Raw genomic sequence first — 18,113 nt, forward strand, 5'->3', positions numbered from 1 at the left:
GTGGTCGAGTAGCAGGGCGGCAGTGACAGTGACCGCCCCGATCAGGCACCAGGAGCCGGGGTGACGGACGCCGGGACGGTCGCCCCGCAGGCGGCGTCCGGCGCGTCACGGTCGGGTTGGTCGCGGCCGGGTTCGTCGCGGTCGTGTTCGTCACGATCAGGTTGGTCGCGTTCGCGGTCGCGTGCGTCATGGGCGGGTTGGTCACGGTCGGGTGCGTCGCGCTCGGGCTCGGCCGCGTACTGCGCCGCCTGGGTGCGGAACATGGACGCGTACCGCCCGCCCGCCGCGATCAGTTCGTCGTGGGAACCGTGCTCGACCAGCCGGCCCTCGTGCAGGACATGGATCGTGTCGGCATGGCGGACCCCGGACATGCGGTGCGTCACCAGCACGATGGCCCGGCGCGGACCCGCCAGCCTCCGGATCCGCTCGAAGGCGGCGATCTCCGCCTCGGGATCGAGCGCGGAGGTCGGCTCGTCGACGATCAGGATGCTGTCCGCCCGGCAGTGGTGGGTACGGAAGTGGGTACGGGCGAGGCCGATCTTCTGCCACTCGCCGCCCGAGATCTCCGACGCCCCGCGGAACATGCGGGCCAGTAGCGTCGCCAGGCCGTGCGGCAGCCGGCCGACGACCGAGGACGCGCCCGCGTACCGCACCGACTCCTCCAACTCCTCCTCCAACTGCTCCTCGGACGCGTCCCGGTAGGGGCGCCCGATGCGGATGTTCATCGCGGCGGTCATCGGCCAGCGCTCGAAGTCCTGGGTCAGCAGGGCGACCCGGTCGAACAGCTGGGCGCGGTCGAGGCCGGCCATGTCGACGCCGGCCCAGTGGACGGTGCCGCTCTTGGGCAGCAGCAGTCCGGCGAGGACCTTGATCAGGGTGCTCTTGCCCGATCCGTTCTCGCCGACCACGGCCGTCACGGATCCCATGGGGATCGTCAGCGACACCCCGTCCAGGGCGGCGGTGTCACGGTCGGGATAGCGGTACGTGACAGCGTCCATGCGGATCTCGCCGACCCGGTCGGGCACGTCGAGCCCGCCCTCCGGAATGGCGTACCTGCCCGCCTCCTCCAGGAAACGGTCGTGGTCGTGGACGTACAGGGCCTCCTCATGGAGCTGGTTGACGTTCATGACCAGCGCGCCGAGGTTCGCCGACCCCGAGCGCACCGCGATCACGGCCGTGCCGGCCACCGCCAGCTCCATGTGCCCGGCCACGATCAGCCAGACCATCACCCCGTACGTGCACACCATCGCGAGCCCGGACATCCCGGCCGCCACCAGCTCGGTCAGAGCCTTGTTCGTGGCCAGCCGCTTCTGCTCCTCCTCGGCGCTCTCGGCCATGTCCCGGTAGCGGTCCAGCAGGAACCGGCCCACGGTGTGGATGCGGACTTCCTGCGCCGCGGTCCGCGAGGTGAGCAGGCTGCCGAGCAGCCGGCCGGCCCGTAGGTGCTCGACCCACGCCATCACCGAGACATAGCGCTCCTGGGCCACCCGCATGGCGCCCCAGCCGCGCGGGGCCGCGATCAGCAACAGCATCGGCAGCAGCGCCGGGTGAAGCACCGTCAGCACCCCGCCGGCCGCGACCAGCGAGATGGTGCCGTTCATCGCGGCCACACAGGCACCGATCATGCGGCGCGCGGAGGCGGCACCGTACTGGGCGACATCGATGAGGCGGCGGAACTCTGGGTCCTCGATGGCCTCCAGTTCCACCGCCGCTGCCGCCGCCAGGTACTCGGTCGTGGCCAGCCGCTCCACCAGCGGCTCCAGCCGGCCGGCCTGTGACGTGGACCAGCAGGCCAGCCCCGCGTTGACGACCGCGACCACACCCGCGATGATCAGCGCGGGCAGCGCGGCGTGCAGCCGTTCGACCGGTGTGCCGCCGCCCAGCAGTGCGTACATCACCGCGTTCACCGCGAGCAGCCCCACCGCCGCGGCGACGCCCTGACCCACCTCGCTCACCGCGACCGCGACCAGCGCCGGCCGGTCGGCCCGCCAGGCCCTGCGCAGTGTGCCGCCGACCAGCCGTGGCATCGCGCGCACCGCGGACAGCATCGTCAGATCCAGCCAGGCGCGCTCATGCTCCGCCCAGCCCAGGTCGTAGCGCAGCGGCCCGCCGAACAGCTCCCGCTCACTCGCCGAGACCGTGGCCTCGGACATCCTCACCCGCCGGAACATCCTCATCCCTGACCCCCTCCCGTGAGCCCATGGATACCCAGCCCCCGCGTCAGGTCCCCCGTTCACGCCCGCGCACCCGGCACATACGCATGCGCCTCCCGGTGAACGGCGTCGGCCCACGGCACGTATAGACGAGCGGACCCGGGCCGCTTCCCGGGTCCCGCACAGCTGGTGACACCGTGTCAGGACGACCTTGGGGCCGCGGATGAGGCACGCACGACGGAACCTTCAGCGGATCGCGCGGCTGGCGGCCGTCGGCGGGCTGGTCTGCGGCTCGCTGATGGTCTCCGACGCCATGGCGGGCGAAACACCGGCGCCGCCGCCGGGCGCCGGCGCCACCACGCGGGCCGGCGATGCCACGGCGAGCCTCGTGGAGCGGCTCGGCAGCGCCCGTACCGCGGGCAACTGGACGGGGGCCGACGGCCGTCCCGTCGTCGCCGTGACCGACACGGAGGCGGCGGCCGAGGTGCGCCGGGCCGGGGCGGACGCCAAGGTCGTACGCCACAGCATGGACCGGCTCCGCTCGGCCACCGAGACCCTGCGCGAGGCACCCCGGGTGAGCGGCACCGCGTGGTCGATGGACTACGCGTCCAACGAGGTCGTGGTGCACGCCGACACCACCGTCTCGGCCGCCGACTGGACACGCCTGTCCTCCGTCGCCGAGGGCATCGGCGGCTTCGTCCGCATGGAAAGGACCGAGGGGGCCTTCACGACCCGGCTCAACGGCGCCGCCCCCTTGTTCGGAGGCAACAGCCGCTGCTCCGCCGGCTTCAACGTCACCGACGGCCGCGGCTCGTTCATCCTCACGGCCGGGCACTGCGGTGGCGTCGGCACCACCTGGTTCGAGGACCGCGGCCGGGACACCACGGTCGGCACCACCGTCGCCGCCAGCTTTCCCGGCGATGACTTCTCCCTCGTGAAGTACGCGGACGGCCGGGCCCCCGAACCGGCCGGCGACGCGGGCATCGTGGCGATCGGCGACGGACGAGGCGTACGGATCACCGGAGCGGCCGACCCCGACGTCGGCCAGCAGGTCTTCCGCAGCGGCAGCACCACGGGACTGCGCACCGGGCGGGTCACCGCGCTGAACGCGACGGTCAACTACCCCGAGGGCACGGTCACCGGACTGATCGAGACCACGGTCTGCGCGGAACCCGGCGACAGCGGGGGCCCGTTGTTCGCGCAGGGGCTGGCGCTCGGAGTCACCTCGGGCGGTAACGGGGACTGCACCACCGGAGGCATCACCTACTTCCAGCCGGTGACCAGCGCGATGTCGGCGCTCGGTGTGAGCCTGGCCGGACAGGCCGCCGCCGGCGGGGACGCCGACGGCGCGGGCCCGGAGCCGGGAGGCCCGTCGGCTCCCGCCGCCCAGGCGCCCCCACCGGGCGCGGAAACGGGAACCGGAGCGGGAGCGGGAGGAACGCCCGGAGGCGCCGCGTCGCCGGGAGGCGCGGGCGGACCGGGGATCGTCACCGAGCTCGCCGAGGGCCTCGGGCCGCTCGGCGCGGTCGCCCCCGGCCTCGCCGTCATCGGTACGAGCCTGGTCCTGCTGCTCATCAGCCGCTGGATCCAGTCGGCCCAGGGCCGCAGGAACTACCGCGAGTTCTACTCGCAGACCTGGGCCTGACACCTGCTCACCCGACGCCCGCGCCCCCGCCCGATGACGCCCGTGCCCGTCCGGTGACGCCCGTGCCCGTCCGGTGTGACGAGCATCACCTGTGGGTTGCGCTTCTTCAGGGGCACCGGCGGGCGGTACGTTCCCCGCCATGACTGACGATCTTGCGTACGCAGGTGTCGCCGGACAGGCCGCGGCCATCCGCGCGGGCGACGTGTCCGCCCGCGAACTCACCGGGCTGCTGCTCGCCCGCATCGAGCAGCACGGCGGCAGTCTCAACGCGTTCACCGTCGTCATGGCCGAGGAGGCGCTGGCCGAGGCTGAGCGCCGGGACTCCACCGCGCCGCAGGACCGGGGCCCGCTGCACGGAGTGCCGGTCGCCATCAAGGAGGAGAACGACGTCGAGGGCCGGGTGACGACCTTCGGCACCGCCGCCAACACCCGGCCCGCGCCCGCCGACAGCGAGGTCGTACGCAGGCTCCGCGCTGCCGGTGCGGTCGTCATCGGCAAGACGAACATGCCCGAGTTCGGCCTGTTCCCGTTCACCGAGTCGACGGCGCACGGCAGCACCCGCAACCCGTGGTCAGCCGAGCACTCGCCCGGCGGCTCCAGCGGCGGCTCGGCGGCCGCGGTCGCCGCGGGTCTGGTACCGGCCGCCCTCGGCGGGGACGGCGGCGGCTCGATCCGGATCCCGGCCGCCTGCTGCGGCCTGTTCGGGCTGAAGCCCACCCGGGGACGCGTCAGCACCTCCCCGCATCCGCACCTGTGGTGGGGGCTCGGCGTGCTCGGTCCGCTGACGCGCTCCGTCATGGACTGTGCCCTCGTCCACGACGCGATCCGCGGCCCGGCCGAGGGGGACATGTTCCGGGCCGGCGAGCCGGCCACCTCGTTCACGGCGGCGGCCGCCGCCGAACCCCCGCGGCTGAGGATCGGCTGGTCCACCAAGCCCGCCGCGCTCGGCGTACGGCCCGCGCCCGAGGTCGTCAAGGCCGTCACCGACACGGCGGCGCTGCTCGCGCAACTGGGGCACCACGTCGAGGAGATCGACCCCCACTACCCCGACCCGACCGCGGCGTTCGTGCCCCAGTGGTTCGCCGGGCTGCGCACCGAGGCGTTCGCGATGGACGACTACGGCCGCCTGGAGCGCCGTACCCGTGAGACGGTCCGCCTCGGCGCCTGGGCCCGTCCCGGGGTCACCCGGTGGGCCATGGCCCAGGGCGAGAGGACCGCCGCCAGGGCGAACCGGGTCTTCGAGCACGTCGACGTGCTGCTCACGCCGACGATCGCGGGCCTCCCGCCCAGGACCGGACGGCTGAGCGGCACCGGAACGGTCCGGGCCGCGCTGCGGGCGATGCCGATGATCGCGTACTGCGCGCTGTGGAACGTCACGGGCAACCCCGCGGCCTCGGTCCCGGCCGGGTTCACCGACGACCGACTGCCGCTCGCCGTACAGCTCGTGGGCCGCCGCGACGACGAGACGACCCTGCTCTCCCTGGCCGCCCAGCTGGAGACGGCCCGCCCCTGGGCCGGACACACACCCCTGGCCCCGTAGGGCTTCGTCAGGTCGTGTCCGGTCCCGTCCTGCTCCCGGCCGGAGCGGGACGCGCGATGCCCGGAACGGCTGCCTCCAGGTCTCTCGTCCGCACACCGGCGTTCACAGGACGTTGCCGACCCGGCCATCCGCCCTGCCTAGCCTCCCGACGGCGCGATCCCGGCGGCCGTCCGGCCCGCCGGTACAGGACACGACTCGGTGGAGAAACCGTGGAACGTCGTAACTTCCTGCGTGGAGCAGTCATCGGGACCTCGGCAGCGGCCTTCGGCGGCTCGCTGTGGCGGGGCGCGGCCCACGCCGATCCGGCCCAGCCGGGCACCGGGCCCTACGGACCGCTCGGCGCCGCGGACGCCAACGGCATCGAACTGCCCGGCGGGTTCAGCAGCCGGGTGATCGCCCGCTCCGGGCAGAGCGTCCCGGGCACCTCGTACGGCTGGCACTCCGCCCCCGATGGCGGGGCCTGTTACGCCGACGGCACGGGCTGGATCTACGTGTCCAACTCGGAACTGCCCCTGATCGGCGGGGCGAGCGCGGTGAGGTTCGACTCCTCCGGTACGGTCACCGGCGCCTACCGCATCCTCAGCGGCACCAACTCCAACTGCGCGGGCGGCGCCACCCCGTGGCAGACGTGGCTGTCCTGCGAGGAGGTCGGCCGGGGCTACGTCTACGAGACGGACCCGTGGGGGGCCAAGGGCGCCGTCCGGCGACCCGCGATGGGCCGCTTCAAACACGAGGCGGCCGCCTGCGACCCGCAGCGCCAGGTCGTCTACCTCACCGAGGACGAGACCGACGGCTGCTTCTACCGCTTCCGCCCCAACGCCTGGGGCGACCTGTCCGGCGGCACCCTCGAAGTGCTCGTCGGTGACACGGCCGCCACCTCGGGGCCGGTGAGCTGGGCCGTCGTCCCCGACCCGGACGGCTCGCCCACCACACGCAGCCAGGTGGCCGGTGCCAAGCGGTTCAACGGCGGCGAAGGCTGCCACTACGCCGACGGCATCTGCTACTTCACCACCAAGGGCGACAACCGCGTGTGGGCCTACGACGCCGCGGCCTCGACCATCGCCCTCGTCTACGACGACTCACTGGTCCCGGACGGCGCCGCCCCGCTCACCGGCGTGGACAACGTCACCGTCGCCTCCGCCGGCGACATGTTCGTGGCCGAGGACGGCGGCAACATGGAGATGTGCATCATCACGGCCGCCGGCACGGTGTCCCCGTTCCTGCGGATCAACGGCCAGTCCGGCTCGGAGATCACCGGCCCCGCGTTCTCGCCCGACGGTGGCCGGCTGTACTTCTCCAGCCAGCGCGGCACCAGCGGCAACACCCTGGGCGGCGGCATCACCTACGAGGTCACCGGGCCGTTCCGCGGCTGACCCGGAGCAGGGGCCACGGTGGCGGACCTGGCACCACCGTGGCCCCGGCGGCCGGGCCATCCTCGCCCAGTATCGTCTCCCGCTGTTGACAGCCATCCGATGTATCCATAAGTTCCACGCCCAGTAGCCGCATTGGGCGTCGGAGCGCCGCGCATAGCTCGGATGAATGGCGTGGTGTCCGGCACTAGCCACGGGGAGCCGTCGTGCGCCGGACACCGAGACCGTCCCGCCTGTCCCTGTCCCGCCTGTCCCTGTCCCGCCTGTCCGTGCACCGCCGTCCGTCCCTGCCGTTCCGCCTGGCGGCCGGTGCCGCCGCGGTGGCCATGGGCGCGGGACTCACCCTGCTCCCGGGACCACCCGCGAGCGCCACCCCCGCCGCGGGTATCAGTCTGCATGTGTCCACCCACGGCACCGACCGGGCCACCGGCAGCGCCGCCCGGCCCTTCCGCACCATCGAACGCGCCCAGCGGGTGGCCCGTGTGATCTCCCGGACCCTCCGGCTTCCCGTCCGCGTCGTCGTGCATGGCGGTACGTATCACCTGACCGACACCCTGACGTTCGGGCCCCTGGACTCCGGCACCGCGAAAGCCCCCGTCCACTACACCGCGGCCCCCGGCGAGAACGTCGTGCTCAGCGGCGGCCGTGCGCTCCGGCCGGTCTGGCGAACCCACAGCGGGCGGACCAAGGTCACCGACATCGGCACCGGCCTCGACTTCGACGAGCTGTTCGTCGACGGCAAGCGGCAGATCCTGGCCCGCTACCCCGACTACGACCCCAACAAGCCCGTTCTCGGCGGCACCGCCGCGGACGCCTTCTCACCCGCCCGCGTGGCGACCTGGGCGAACCCCACCACCGCCCTCGTCCGCACGCTCCACAACGGCGCCTGGGGCGGCAACTCCTTCAAGGTGACCGGCGTCAACGCGGACGGCACCCCGAAGCTCGACTGGGTAGGCGACAACAACCGCGGCAGCGGGATGCACGCCACCCACCGCATGGTGGAGAACGTCTTCGAGGAACTGGACGCCCCCGGCGAGTGGTTCTACGACAAAGCCGCCGGCAAGCTCTACTACCACGCCCCCGAGGGCACGGACCTCACCGCGGCTCGTGTGGAGACCGCCGAGCGCGCGGAACTCCTCAGGGTCGAGGGCGAGAGTCCGCAGAAGCCGGTACGGCACCTGACCTTCTCCGGTTTCACCTTCACCCAGACCCACCGCACACTCTTCACCCACCCCTACGAGAAGCTCCAGCTCGGCGACTGGGCCATCGCGCGCACGGGCGCCGTGTACCTGAAGAACACCGCGCACGTCGACGTACGGAACTCTCTCTTCGACCAGGTCGGCGGCAACGCCGTCTTCCTCGACGGCCACAACGACGCGAACACCGTCTCGGGCAACGAGTTCAGCCACTCCGGTGCCACGGACGTCGCCGTCATCGGCAGCCCCGACGCCGTACGCGAACCGTCCACCTGGGACGCCATGCGCCGGACGATCACCGACACCACCCCCGGCCCGAAGTCGGAGAACCATCCTCGCGACATCACCATCAGCGGCAACCACATGCACGACAACGGACAGTTCGAGAAGCAGACCTCGGGCGTGCAGATCTCGATGAGCCGCCGGATCACCGTCTCCGGCAACACGATCCACGACGGCCCGCGCGCCTGCGTCGACATCAACGACGGCACCTGGGGCGGTCACCTCGTCGAGAACAACGACATCTTCAACTGCGTCAAGGAGACCTCCGACCACGGCCCGTTCAACTCCTGGGGCCGCGACCGCTTCTGGCCGCTCGACGCCGACGACGCCACCAAGAAGTCGTACGCGAAGCTCGACGCCATGGACACCACCGTCATCCGGCACAACCGGATCCGGCACTCCTCGGCCTGGGACATCGATCTCGACGACGGCTCGTCGAACTACCTGATCGAGAACAACCTGCTGCTCAACGGAGGCGTCAAGCTGCGTGAGGGCTTCCACCGCACGGTACGGAACAACATCTTCGTCAACGGCGGCGGACACTTCCACGTCTGGTACGCGGACACCGGCGACGTCATCGAGAAGAACGTCTTCGTCACCGACAACCCGTACGACCTCATCGGCGTCGACATGGCCAAGTCCCGGCCGGTCATCGACAGGAACCTCTTCTGGAACAACGGCAGGCCCGTCCCCGACATCAACGACTCCTGGCGCGCCCGGGGACTGGACACCGGCTCGCTGACCGCCGATCCCCGGTTCACCGGAAGCAACCCGTTCTCCGACCCCGCCAAGCTCGACTACACCGTCCAGGCCGACTCCCCGGCACTCACCCTCGGGTTCCGGAACTTCCCGATGACCGGGTTCGGCGTGCCGGGCGCCCCCACGCCCCCGCCCCTGGAGTGGCGGGCGGCGCCTGCCGACCCCTACAAGTCGCTCGCCGAGCCACTGCTCGGTGCCACGGCGACCCAGATCTACTCGGACGAGCTCAAGTCCTCCGTCGGCCTCACCGACTACGACGGCCTCGTGCTGAAGACCGTGCCGCAGGACTCGTACGCCTTCCAGCAGGGGCTGCGCGTCAACGACGTCATCCGCGGGATCAACGGTCAGCAGGTCGGCGACCGGAACAGCTTCTGGAACGTCTACCACCGGATCGCGGCCGGCGGTCCGGTCGGCCTCGCGGTCTGGCGCGACCATGCCGCCACGGAGGTGACGTTCACCAAGCCGTCCGGCACCGCGACGGTCAACAACACCGCGGGAGTCGTCCACACCGGCAGCTGGGGATTCTCGGCGAACCGCGGCGTCGGCGACCTCGCCGACGACGTGCACTACACCACCGCGGACGGCGCCGCGGCGACGCTCACCTTCCACGGCACCGGCGTCACGGTGCTCGGCGAGAAGTACTCGGACCAGGGCGACGTCGAGATCTTCGTCGACGGGGTCTCCCAGGGGCTCGTGGACACCACGGCCACCGAGCGCCTGGCCCAGGCCGAGATCTTCGCCGTCTCGGGGCTGAGCGCGGGCGAGCACAGCATCCGGATCGTCAAGCGCAGCGGGAAGTACGCCACCCTCGACGGATTCCGGATCACCGGCTGAGACGTGCAGCAGACCCGATGCGGGGTGGGCATGGTGAAAACGGACCAGTAGGCGGTGACCGCGGCCCACGCGGTCCCGGAGCGCCCCGCATAGCGTGACGTCCATGCCCATGCAGCCATGGTTCTCCGACGCCAAGCTCGGAATCTTCCTCCACTACGGCATCTACGCGGTCGACGGCGTACCCGAGTCCTGGTCCTTCTACCGGGGCGACGTCCCGCACGACCGGTACATGAAGCAGCTCGACGGATTCACCGCGTCGCGCTACGACCCCGGCGCGTGGGCGGACCTGTTCCTCCGCGCCGGGGCACGGTACGCCGTGCTGACCGCACGTCACCACGACGGCGTCGCCCTGTGGGACACCGCGCACGGCGAGCTGGACGTCGTACGGCGCACGCCGGCCGGCCGCGATCTCGTCGGCCCGTACGCCGCCGCCCTGCGGGAGCGGGGTCTCAAGGTCGGCCTGTACTACTCGCACTCGGACTGGAACCACCCGGACTACGCGAGCGTGGTCCACCCGGAGCCGCCCAACGAGGACGTGCGGACCAACCGTTTCGTGGTTCCCGCGGACGGCGTCGAGGACCCCGGGGCCTGGTCCCGCTTCCTCGCCTACCGCAACGGGCAGGTGGCCGAACTCGTCGACCGTTTCCGCCCGGACCTGCTGTGGTTCGACGGGGAGTGGGAGCGCAGCGAGGAGCAGTGGCGGATGGGGGAGCTCGCACGGCAGATCCTCGTGGGCAACCCGGAGACCGTGCTCAACGCGCGCATGCTCAGCCACGGCGACTACGCCACTCCCGAGCAGGGCGTGCCGCTGCTGCCGCCGGACGGGCCGTGGGAGCTGTGCCTGACCGTCAACGACTCCTGGGGCTTCCAGCACCAGGACCACAACCACAAGTCGGTGCGGCAGCTGGTGCGCTACTTCACCGAGACGATCGGCGCGGGCGGCAATCTGCTCCTCGACGTCGGCCCGCGCGAGGACGGCACGATCCCGGCCGAGCAGGTCGAACGGCTCGAAGGGCTCGGGGCCTGGATCGCCCGGCACGAGGAGGCCGTGTACGGCACGGTCGCCGGGCTGCCGGCCGGCCACCACTACGGTCCGAGCACCCTGTCCGCCGACCGCCGCACGCTGTATCTGGTCTGCTTCGACACTCCGCGCGAGTCGGTCTCCCTGCGCGGACTGCGCAACCGGGTGGGGCGGGTACGGGTGGTGGGCACGGGCACGGAACTGGCGCACCGTGTCACCGGCGGGCTCGGCGACGTACCCGGTGTGCTGTGGATCGACGCTCCGCAAGCGGTTGACGTCGACGAACAGGCCACCGTGCTGGCCGTCGAACTAGACGGCGAACTCGACCTCTACCGGGGCACCGGCCGCGACTGAGGACGGCACCGGCCTGGGTGCCGGCCGGGGAGCCGGTTGTCCGGTCCGGTCGGGGAGCCGGTTGTCCGGTCCGGGGGCCAGGTCTCACCAGGGCCGGGTCTCAGCGTCCGGATCAGCCGCCGGCGCGGATCGCGCGCGGGGACGCGCCCAGTTCGCGCCGGCACGCCTTGTTGAACGCCTGCAGGTCCGCCACGCCGACGGCCGCCGCGATCGCGGGAATGGACAGCGTCGACTCACACAGCAGATGCCGCGCCCGCTCCATCCTGCGGCGGCGGATGTAGCCCACGACCGTGCCGCCGGTCTCGGCACGGAACAGCCGGATGAGGTGGTTGTGCGACACCCTGGCCGCCCGGGCCACGTCGGTCACCGTGAGCCGCCCGGCGAGATTCGACTCGATGTACGCGATGGCCGCCGCGGCGGACGCGTGCGGCCGGGGAGCGCCCACGACGGGCTCGGCCAGTTCCGCGACCCGCCACAGCGCGCCCCACACCTCGGCGTCCGCACGGCGAGGGCTGCGCGGCGCGATGGCGATGGCGCCCTGCAGCAGCTCCGACAGCACCGGGGTCAGCGCCCCCGCGTCCTGGAGCACGGGAACCTCCCGCACCTCACCGGTGCCGGGCAGGTCCAGATGCACGTACAGGTGCTCGGACCTGCCGCGGTAGCGGTAGCGCACCACGGCACCGGGCGGAACGAGACCGACGTGGCCCGGCCGGATCGTGTGGACGGCGCCGTCGACGGTGAGTTCGGCGGTGTACCGGTACAGATGTAGCTGCCACAGTCCGGGGAGCCGGAACACGTCGACATCGCTCGCGGTCCCGTGCACGCCGACCCCGAGCGCCGCCACCTTCGGCGGCTCGTCGAGCCGTACCGCCACGGCCCGCCCCGGCACCGTCCAATGACTCTCCGTCACGTGGAGAATCTACCAGTCGGGACCGGGGCGGGCCGTGCCGTGAGAGCCCTACGCCAGGGGCTCGATCCAGACGTTGCGGTACCGCACCTTGTTGCCGTGGTCCTGGAGGCGGATCGCCCCGGCCGTCGGTCCCTCGGGCGCGCCCGCGCCGGTCGGTCCGGTGATGGCGACGTCGTCGTGGACCTTCGTGCCGTTCCACACCACCGTGACGCGGGCGTCCTCGGTCTTGGTCCCGTCGCCGTCGAAGCGGGCCGCGCGGAAGACGATGTCGTACGTCTGCCAGGTCCCCGGCGCCCTGGCGGCGTTGACGTCTGCGGCCTTCTGCTTGTAGATCGCGGCCGCTTCGTCGTCGGCGGGGGTGACGTCGCCGTAGGAGTCGAGCACCTGGATCTCGTAGCGCTCCTGCAGATACACCCCGCTGTTGGCGCGGTCCTGGCCCGTCACGTCCGGCGGAAGCTCCGGCAGCCAGAACTCGACGTGCAGTCGGAAGTCGCCGAAGGCCTGTTTGGTGCGGAGGTCACCGCAGCAGACCTCCATCCCGCCCGCGGTCAGCGGCCACTGCGCGGGGCGGCCGTCGTTCTGCTGCCAGCTCGCCCGGTCCGCTCCGTCGAACAGGACGACACGGCTGCCGTGAGGATGGACGGTGATGAGATCGAGGTTGACATGTCCGGTGTCGCCGGCGTCGTATCTGTAGGTGATGGTGTTCGGCCCGGCACGCAGCGGCAGTTGCTCGGTCCTGGTCGACCAGGCCTTCCAGTCGCCGGTGCTCAGCAGGCTCGTCTGCCCGGTCCTGCGGCCGTTGACGTACACGCTGAGGGTCTTCGTGCCGGTGAACGGATGCGGTCCGTTGGCGTACCGCAGGCCGATGTCGTACGTCCCCTTCTTCCCGGCGACGACCTTGAAGGTGGTGGCCGCCCCCTCGGTCCCGTACGCGTCGACGAAGCCGCTGCCCGAGTACCCGGGGTGGTCCGTGCCGGTGCCCGCGCCGCCGCTGAGCGTCGCCTCCTCCGCCTCGTAGAGCGTCGTCGGAGGCTCCTTGCCGAGCAGGGAGTTCAGCGTGTACCAGGCCTCGGTGCTCCACAGCGTCTCACCGCCGGCGGAGCTGAAGGGACGGGGCGAGCGCACGTGCACCACCCGCCCGGGCTTCAGGCCGACGATGTCGAGCGTGACCTTCTTGCGGTCGGCGGACAGGGACGCCGCCCGCACGGCGAGCGTCTCCTCGTCCACCTTGGGGCCGCCGTAGGAGGGGGTCGGGACATAGCGCCACTGCTTGACCCGGTAGTGCGTGGCCAGTTCCTTCGCCGTCTCCTCGGAGAGCGGCTGGGTGTACTCCAGCTCGAAGCCGTTCGGCTTCGCGCGCATGGCCAGGATGTCGAAGGCGTCGGCGCCGTTGGGGGTCAGCTTCTGCAGACCGTAGGTGAGTTTGCCCTCCTGGCCCCAGTTGCCGCCGGCGCCGAGGCCGCCCGCGTAGATCGCGCCGTCCGGACCCAGGCTGATCCGGTTGACGCCCGCTTCGAGGCCCTGGGTGTGCCGGAAGACCGCACCCTGGTACTCGCCCTTGACCTTCTCCAGGTAGGCGCGCTGCAGTCCGCCGTAGGTCACGTCGCCGAACAGCATCTGCCCGGCGAAGGGGCCCTTGGTCAGCCGGAGCGGTGTGCTGGGCGAGTTGGCTATCTCGTTCTGCGGCAGCCAGAGCACCGGCTGCGTCACCGGCTCGGAGTCGAAGGGCCCGTCCGGATTGGTGTGATGGTTGAAGAATCGGTCCTGCTTGATGTGCATCAGCTTGGAGGACGGGAGCCAGCCGCCCTGGTTGTCGGTCACGAAGATGTCGCCCTCGGGACCCCAGCCGATGCCGTTGGGCGTACGCAGACCGCCCGCGACGTACGACACCTTGCCGGTCTTCCGGTTCACCTTGATCGTGGTGCCGCGGTTCGGCGCGGGCTGGGGATCCGTCGTCGCGCCGCCGTAGTCGATCGCCACCGACAGGTTCAGGTAGAAGTACCCGTCCCGATAGAGCAGACCGAAGGCGAACTCATGGAAGTTGCCGCCGAACGGCCAGGTGGCGACCGTCCTGCGGGTGTCGGTGACATCGTCCCCGTCGGTGTCCTTCAGTTCCGTCAGCTCGTGCTTCTGCGAGACGTAGATCGCCCCGTCGACGACCTTGATGCCCATCGGCTCCTTGAGGCCGCTCGCCACCTTCTTGGCCGTCACCTTGTCCGGGCCGGTGTTCCCCGTGACGTTGCTCAGGAGATGGACCTCGCCGGCCGTGTTGTCCGTACCACCCCAGGTCGTCACGGCCAGTCGCCCGTCGGCGAGCCAGTCCATCGCGGTGATCTGCGGCTCGAACCCGCTCGGACGGAGGTCGGTCAGGGTGTAGTTCGGATGCACCGCGGTCAGGGGAAGCCCGTCACCGGGGGAGTCGGTGCCGCCCTCGCACTCCTTGCGGCCGGGGGCTGTCACCCGTACGACTCCGGCATCGGTGCTCAGCACGGAGTTCGGCACGACGGCGAAGTCGGCGGCACCGGGCGGCTTCCAGGCCAGGGTGATCTGCTGGCCGCCGGTACGGTCGAAGTGATCGATACGCAGCGAGTGATGACCTGCCGTCAGCTCGACGGTGCCGTCCTTGGGCTCCGCTCCGTGCAGGCCGTCGTGATCGATGACCGGCTTGCCGTCGATCAGCAGCCGTGAGCCGTCGTCGCTGGTCAGCCGGAAGGCGTACGCACCGTCCTGGGGGACGGTGATGTTGCCGCTCACCTGCGACACGAAGTGGTCGCCGACACCGAAGTCGGCGTCCGAGCTCCAGTCGATCGTGGGCATCAACCTGTCGACGTTCGGCGTCTGTCCCGGCTTGAGATCGCAGATCTCGCTCAACGGCGCCTGAACATCGAAGACGCGCAGAGTGACCCCGGGCTCCTGCGGGGGCAGGTCGTCGAAGGACGCACGGGGCGCCTGAGCGGCGGCCGGCGAGGACAGCGCGCCGCCGGCGAGCAGCGAGGCGATGACGATGCCGGTCACGTGTCCGCGAAGCGCACGCAATCGGTGGAAGCCGCGAAGCCGGCGATACGGGCGTGGATTCATGCATCCTCCTGGTGCTCCCGGCACGGGGGAGCACGTGACGGTGGTGGACGTGGACCACAGCGCGGGGCGATCGGTAGGGACCGATCCGGAGGCCGCCGGACGAGCGCGTGCAGAATCTGACGCTCCGACGATTGCGACGCACACCCTAGGAGACTTTTTCCGGCGGTGTCCATACTTCGTCATCACCGAGTACAAAGTTCAGGGCGGTCAGGGGGAAGGAAACGAGCCGGAGCGCCAACTACCCCCCTGGTACTGGCAAATCGATGCCCAGCGGCGTGGAGGGCGCCGCGCGCAGCCCGAACCGATGGGGACGGTTCCGGTTCCGGAGTCCCGGGCATCTGGGGGGAATGACCGACTCCGCCGCTCTGCATTCCACGTCACGGCCGCCGCCGTCCCTCGCCCGTTCCCGCCGCGCGCTGTTCGCCGGATCCGTCGGCAACTTCGTCGAGTGGTACGAGTTCGGCGTCTACGGCTACTTCGCCACCGTCATCGCCGCCAACTTCTTCACCCCCGAGGGCGGCAGCGACGTCGAGGCGCTCGTCAAGACCTATGCGTCGTTCGCGCTGGCGTTCTTCTTCCGCCCGATCGGAGCGGTGCTCTTCGGCCGGATCGGCGACCGCATCGGCAGACGGCCCACCCTGATCCTGGTCATCGGGCTGATGACGCTCGCCACCACCCTCATCGGTCTGCTGCCCACCTACGCCACGGCAGGCGCGGCGGCCCCCTGGCTGCTGACCCTGCTGCGCGTGCTCCAAGGGCTTTCCGCGGGCGGTGAGTTCGCCGGCGCCGTGTCGCTCATGACGGAGTTCGCACCGCCGGGCCGGCGCGGGCTCTACGGATCCTGGCAGTCCTTCACCGTCGCCCTCGGGCTGCTCGGCGGCGCCGGTGCGGCGGCGCTGCTCGCGACGCTGCTGTCCGACGCCGCGCTCAACGACTGGGGCTGGCGCGTCCCGTTCCTGCTGACGCTGCCGCTCGGCCTGGTCGCGCTGTGGCTGCGGCTCCGGCTGGAGGAAACACCCAGCTTCCGCCGGGCCGACGCGGAGACCGCACCCGCTCCGCCGCCACGCCGGAAGGAGCTCGCCGGCGCCATCGTGCTGGGCGCCGGGCGCATCATGGGCTGGGCGGCCGCCGGGTACACGTTCCTCGTCGTGCTGCCGTCGTATCTGCAGTCCACGCTGGGCGCGACGTTCCGGGAGGCACTGATCGCCACCGTCCTCGCGAACCTGGGCTTCGCCGCCTCGATCATCCCCGCCGGACTCCTCAGCGACCGGATCGGCCGGCGCGCCGTCATGCTCACCGGGGCCGTACTCGTCGTGCTGCTGGCACTGCCGCTGCTGAACCTGCTCCAGGACACCGGCGCCTCCACCGCCGCCAAGGGCGGCGCGGTACTGGTCGCCGGGGCCGTCGTCGGACTGATCGCGGGGCCGGGGCCCGCCATGCTCGCCGAGATGTTCCCGACGAAGGTCCGCTGCACCGGCCTGGGCGTGGCCTACGCCCTCGCCAACGCGGTGTTCTCCGGCTGCGCAGGACTCGTCATCACCGAGCTCATCAAGCGCACCGGCAATGCCGACATCCCCGCCTACTACGCGGCGGGAGCCTGCGCCGTCAGCGTGTTCGCCCTGCTGACACTGCGCGGCGACGACCACCGGAGGCCGCTGCGATGAGGGTCGTCGGGCTGATGTCGGGTACGTCGTACGACGCGATCGACGCCGCGGCCGCCGATCTGGTCCTCGAGGACGGCACCCTGGTCCTCACCCCGCTCGGCATGGTCAGTGAGCCGTACTCCGTCGAGCTGCGGTCCGCGCTCGCCGGGGCGCTGCCGCCCGCGACCACCACCCTGGCGCAGGTGTGCCGGCTGGACACGCTCATCGGGCGGGCCTTCGCGGACGTCGCCGTACGCGCCGACCGGGAACTCTGCCAGGGCCGGGCCGAGCTGATCGCCTCGCACGGCCAGACCGTCTTCCACTGGACCGAGTACGGCCGGGTGCACGGCACGCTGCAGCTCGGGCAGCCCGCGTGGATCGCCGAGGCCTGCGGCCGCCCCGTCGTCTCCGACTTCAGGCCCCGGGACATCGCGGCGAACGGCCAGGGCGCACCGCTGGTGAGCCTGGTCGACCTGATGTGGCTGCGCGGCAGGCCGGGTGTGCCGGCCGCGCTGAACATCGGCGGCATCGCCAACCTCACCGTGCTGCCCGCCGCGGAGGGCGATCCCGCCGCGTTCGACACCGGGCCCGGCAACGCGCTCATCGACGCCGCGGTCCACGAACTGACGGCGGGCCGGCTCGCCTACGACGCCGGCGGCGCGCTCGCGGCCGGCGGCCGCGTCCACGAGCCGCTGCTGCTGAGGCTGCTGGAGGAGCCGTACTACCGCATGCCCGCGCCCAGAACGACGGGCAAGGAACTCTTCCACCGCGACTACCTCCGCTCGGCGCTCGCGGGATTCGGCGGGCTCGCCGACCGGGACGTCATCGCCACGCTCACCCGGTTGACGGCACGGACCGTCGCCGACGCGGCCCGGCCGCTCGGCGCGACCGAGCTGATCGCCTCGGGCGGCGGCACCAGGAACCCCGTACTGATGGAGATGCTGCGCGACGAACTGGCCGGCGTCCCGCTGCGGACGTCCGACGCGCTCGGTCTGCCCGCGGCCGCGAAGGAGGCGTACGCGTTCGCCGTCCTCGGCTGGCTCACCCTCCACGGTCTCCCGGGCAACGAGCCCTCCTGCACCGGGGCGCGGGGAGCGCGCGTGCTCGGCTCGATCACCCCGGGACGCCAACCGCTCCGGCTCCCCCCGGTGCCCGCACGCGCCCCCCGCGCACTCGTCGTCGCGCCGGGCCCGGCCGGAGCGCACCCGGCGGCCGCGACGGACCACGGGAGCGCGTCCCGGCGGCCGGGCAGTCTTGGGGCCCGTCCGCCGGATCCCGCCGGGCGACCCGATCCGGCGGACAGGCGCTAACGGCCGTGCGTTGCACTG

The 18,113-nt window shown here is 71.7% G+C and carries 10 protein-coding genes; 7 read left to right on the top strand and 3 right to left on the bottom strand.

What is annotated here, in order from left to right:
- Positions 1–41: 41 nt before the first annotated feature.
- A complete protein-coding gene (locus OG766_RS32680; RefSeq protein ID WP_423247213.1) occupies positions 42–2,153 on the bottom strand; it encodes an ABC transporter ATP-binding protein in 2,112 nt (703 codons plus the stop codon).
- Positions 2,154–2,376: 223 nt separating this feature from the next.
- Here OG766_RS32680 and OG766_RS32685 point away from each other — a divergent pair, with 223 nt between their 5' ends.
- The 5 genes from OG766_RS32685 (at position 2,377) to OG766_RS32705 (ending at position 11,154) form a co-directional block, all read left to right on the top strand.
- On the top strand, positions 2,377–3,798 hold the full coding sequence (locus OG766_RS32685; protein WP_266385310.1) for a S1 family peptidase: 1,422 nt from the start codon (positions 2,377–2,379) through the stop codon (positions 3,796–3,798).
- Between the two features lie 139 nt (positions 3,799–3,937).
- Complete coding sequence (locus OG766_RS32690; RefSeq protein WP_328726980.1) at positions 3,938–5,338, top strand: amidase; 1,401 nt, start codon at positions 3,938–3,940, stop codon at positions 5,336–5,338.
- Positions 5,339–5,547: 209 nt separating this feature from the next.
- The gene (locus OG766_RS32695; protein WP_266385306.1) at positions 5,548–6,711 is read left to right on the top strand and encodes an alkaline phosphatase PhoX; all 1,164 of its coding nucleotides are present in this window, start codon (positions 5,548–5,550) and stop codon (positions 6,709–6,711) included.
- 203 nt (positions 6,712–6,914) lie between these two features.
- Positions 6,915–9,779 (top strand): right-handed parallel beta-helix repeat-containing protein, encoded by a 2,865-nt coding sequence (locus OG766_RS32700; protein ID WP_328726981.1) that lies wholly within the window; start codon positions 6,915–6,917, stop codon positions 9,777–9,779.
- A 103-nt stretch (positions 9,780–9,882) separates the two neighbouring features.
- On the top strand, positions 9,883–11,154 hold the full coding sequence (locus OG766_RS32705) for an alpha-L-fucosidase (RefSeq protein WP_443045572.1): 1,272 nt from the start codon (positions 9,883–9,885) through the stop codon (positions 11,152–11,154).
- Positions 11,155–11,266: 112 nt separating this feature from the next.
- Here the strand turns inward: OG766_RS32705 and OG766_RS32710 are convergent, their stop codons facing one another.
- Both OG766_RS32710 and OG766_RS32715 read right to left on the bottom strand, forming a co-directional pair.
- Entirely contained in the window at positions 11,267–12,064 is a 798-nt protein-coding gene (locus OG766_RS32710) for a helix-turn-helix transcriptional regulator (RefSeq protein ID WP_328726983.1), read from the bottom strand.
- 48 nt (positions 12,065–12,112) lie between these two features.
- Complete coding sequence (locus OG766_RS32715) at positions 12,113–15,142, bottom strand: family 16 glycoside hydrolase (protein ID WP_328726984.1); 3,030 nt, start codon at positions 15,140–15,142, stop codon at positions 12,113–12,115.
- Positions 15,143–15,489: 347 nt separating this feature from the next.
- Between OG766_RS32715 and OG766_RS32720 the strand changes: the two genes are divergently transcribed.
- On the top strand, positions 15,490–16,806 hold the full coding sequence (locus OG766_RS32720) for an MFS transporter (protein ID WP_266385292.1): 1,317 nt from the start codon (positions 15,490–15,492) through the stop codon (positions 16,804–16,806).
- Positions 16,803–18,095, top strand: a complete 1,293-nt coding sequence (locus OG766_RS32725; protein WP_328726985.1) for an anhydro-N-acetylmuramic acid kinase — start codon at positions 16,803–16,805, stop codon at positions 18,093–18,095. Before OG766_RS32720 ends, OG766_RS32725 begins: the two co-directional genes overlap by 4 nt.
- The last annotated feature ends 18 nt before the right edge of the window (positions 18,096–18,113 follow it).

The sequence above is a fragment of the Streptomyces sp. NBC_00259 genome (genome assembly GCF_036181745.1).
Lineage (GTDB): Bacteria > Actinomycetota > Actinomycetes > Streptomycetales > Streptomycetaceae > Streptomyces > Streptomyces pratisoli.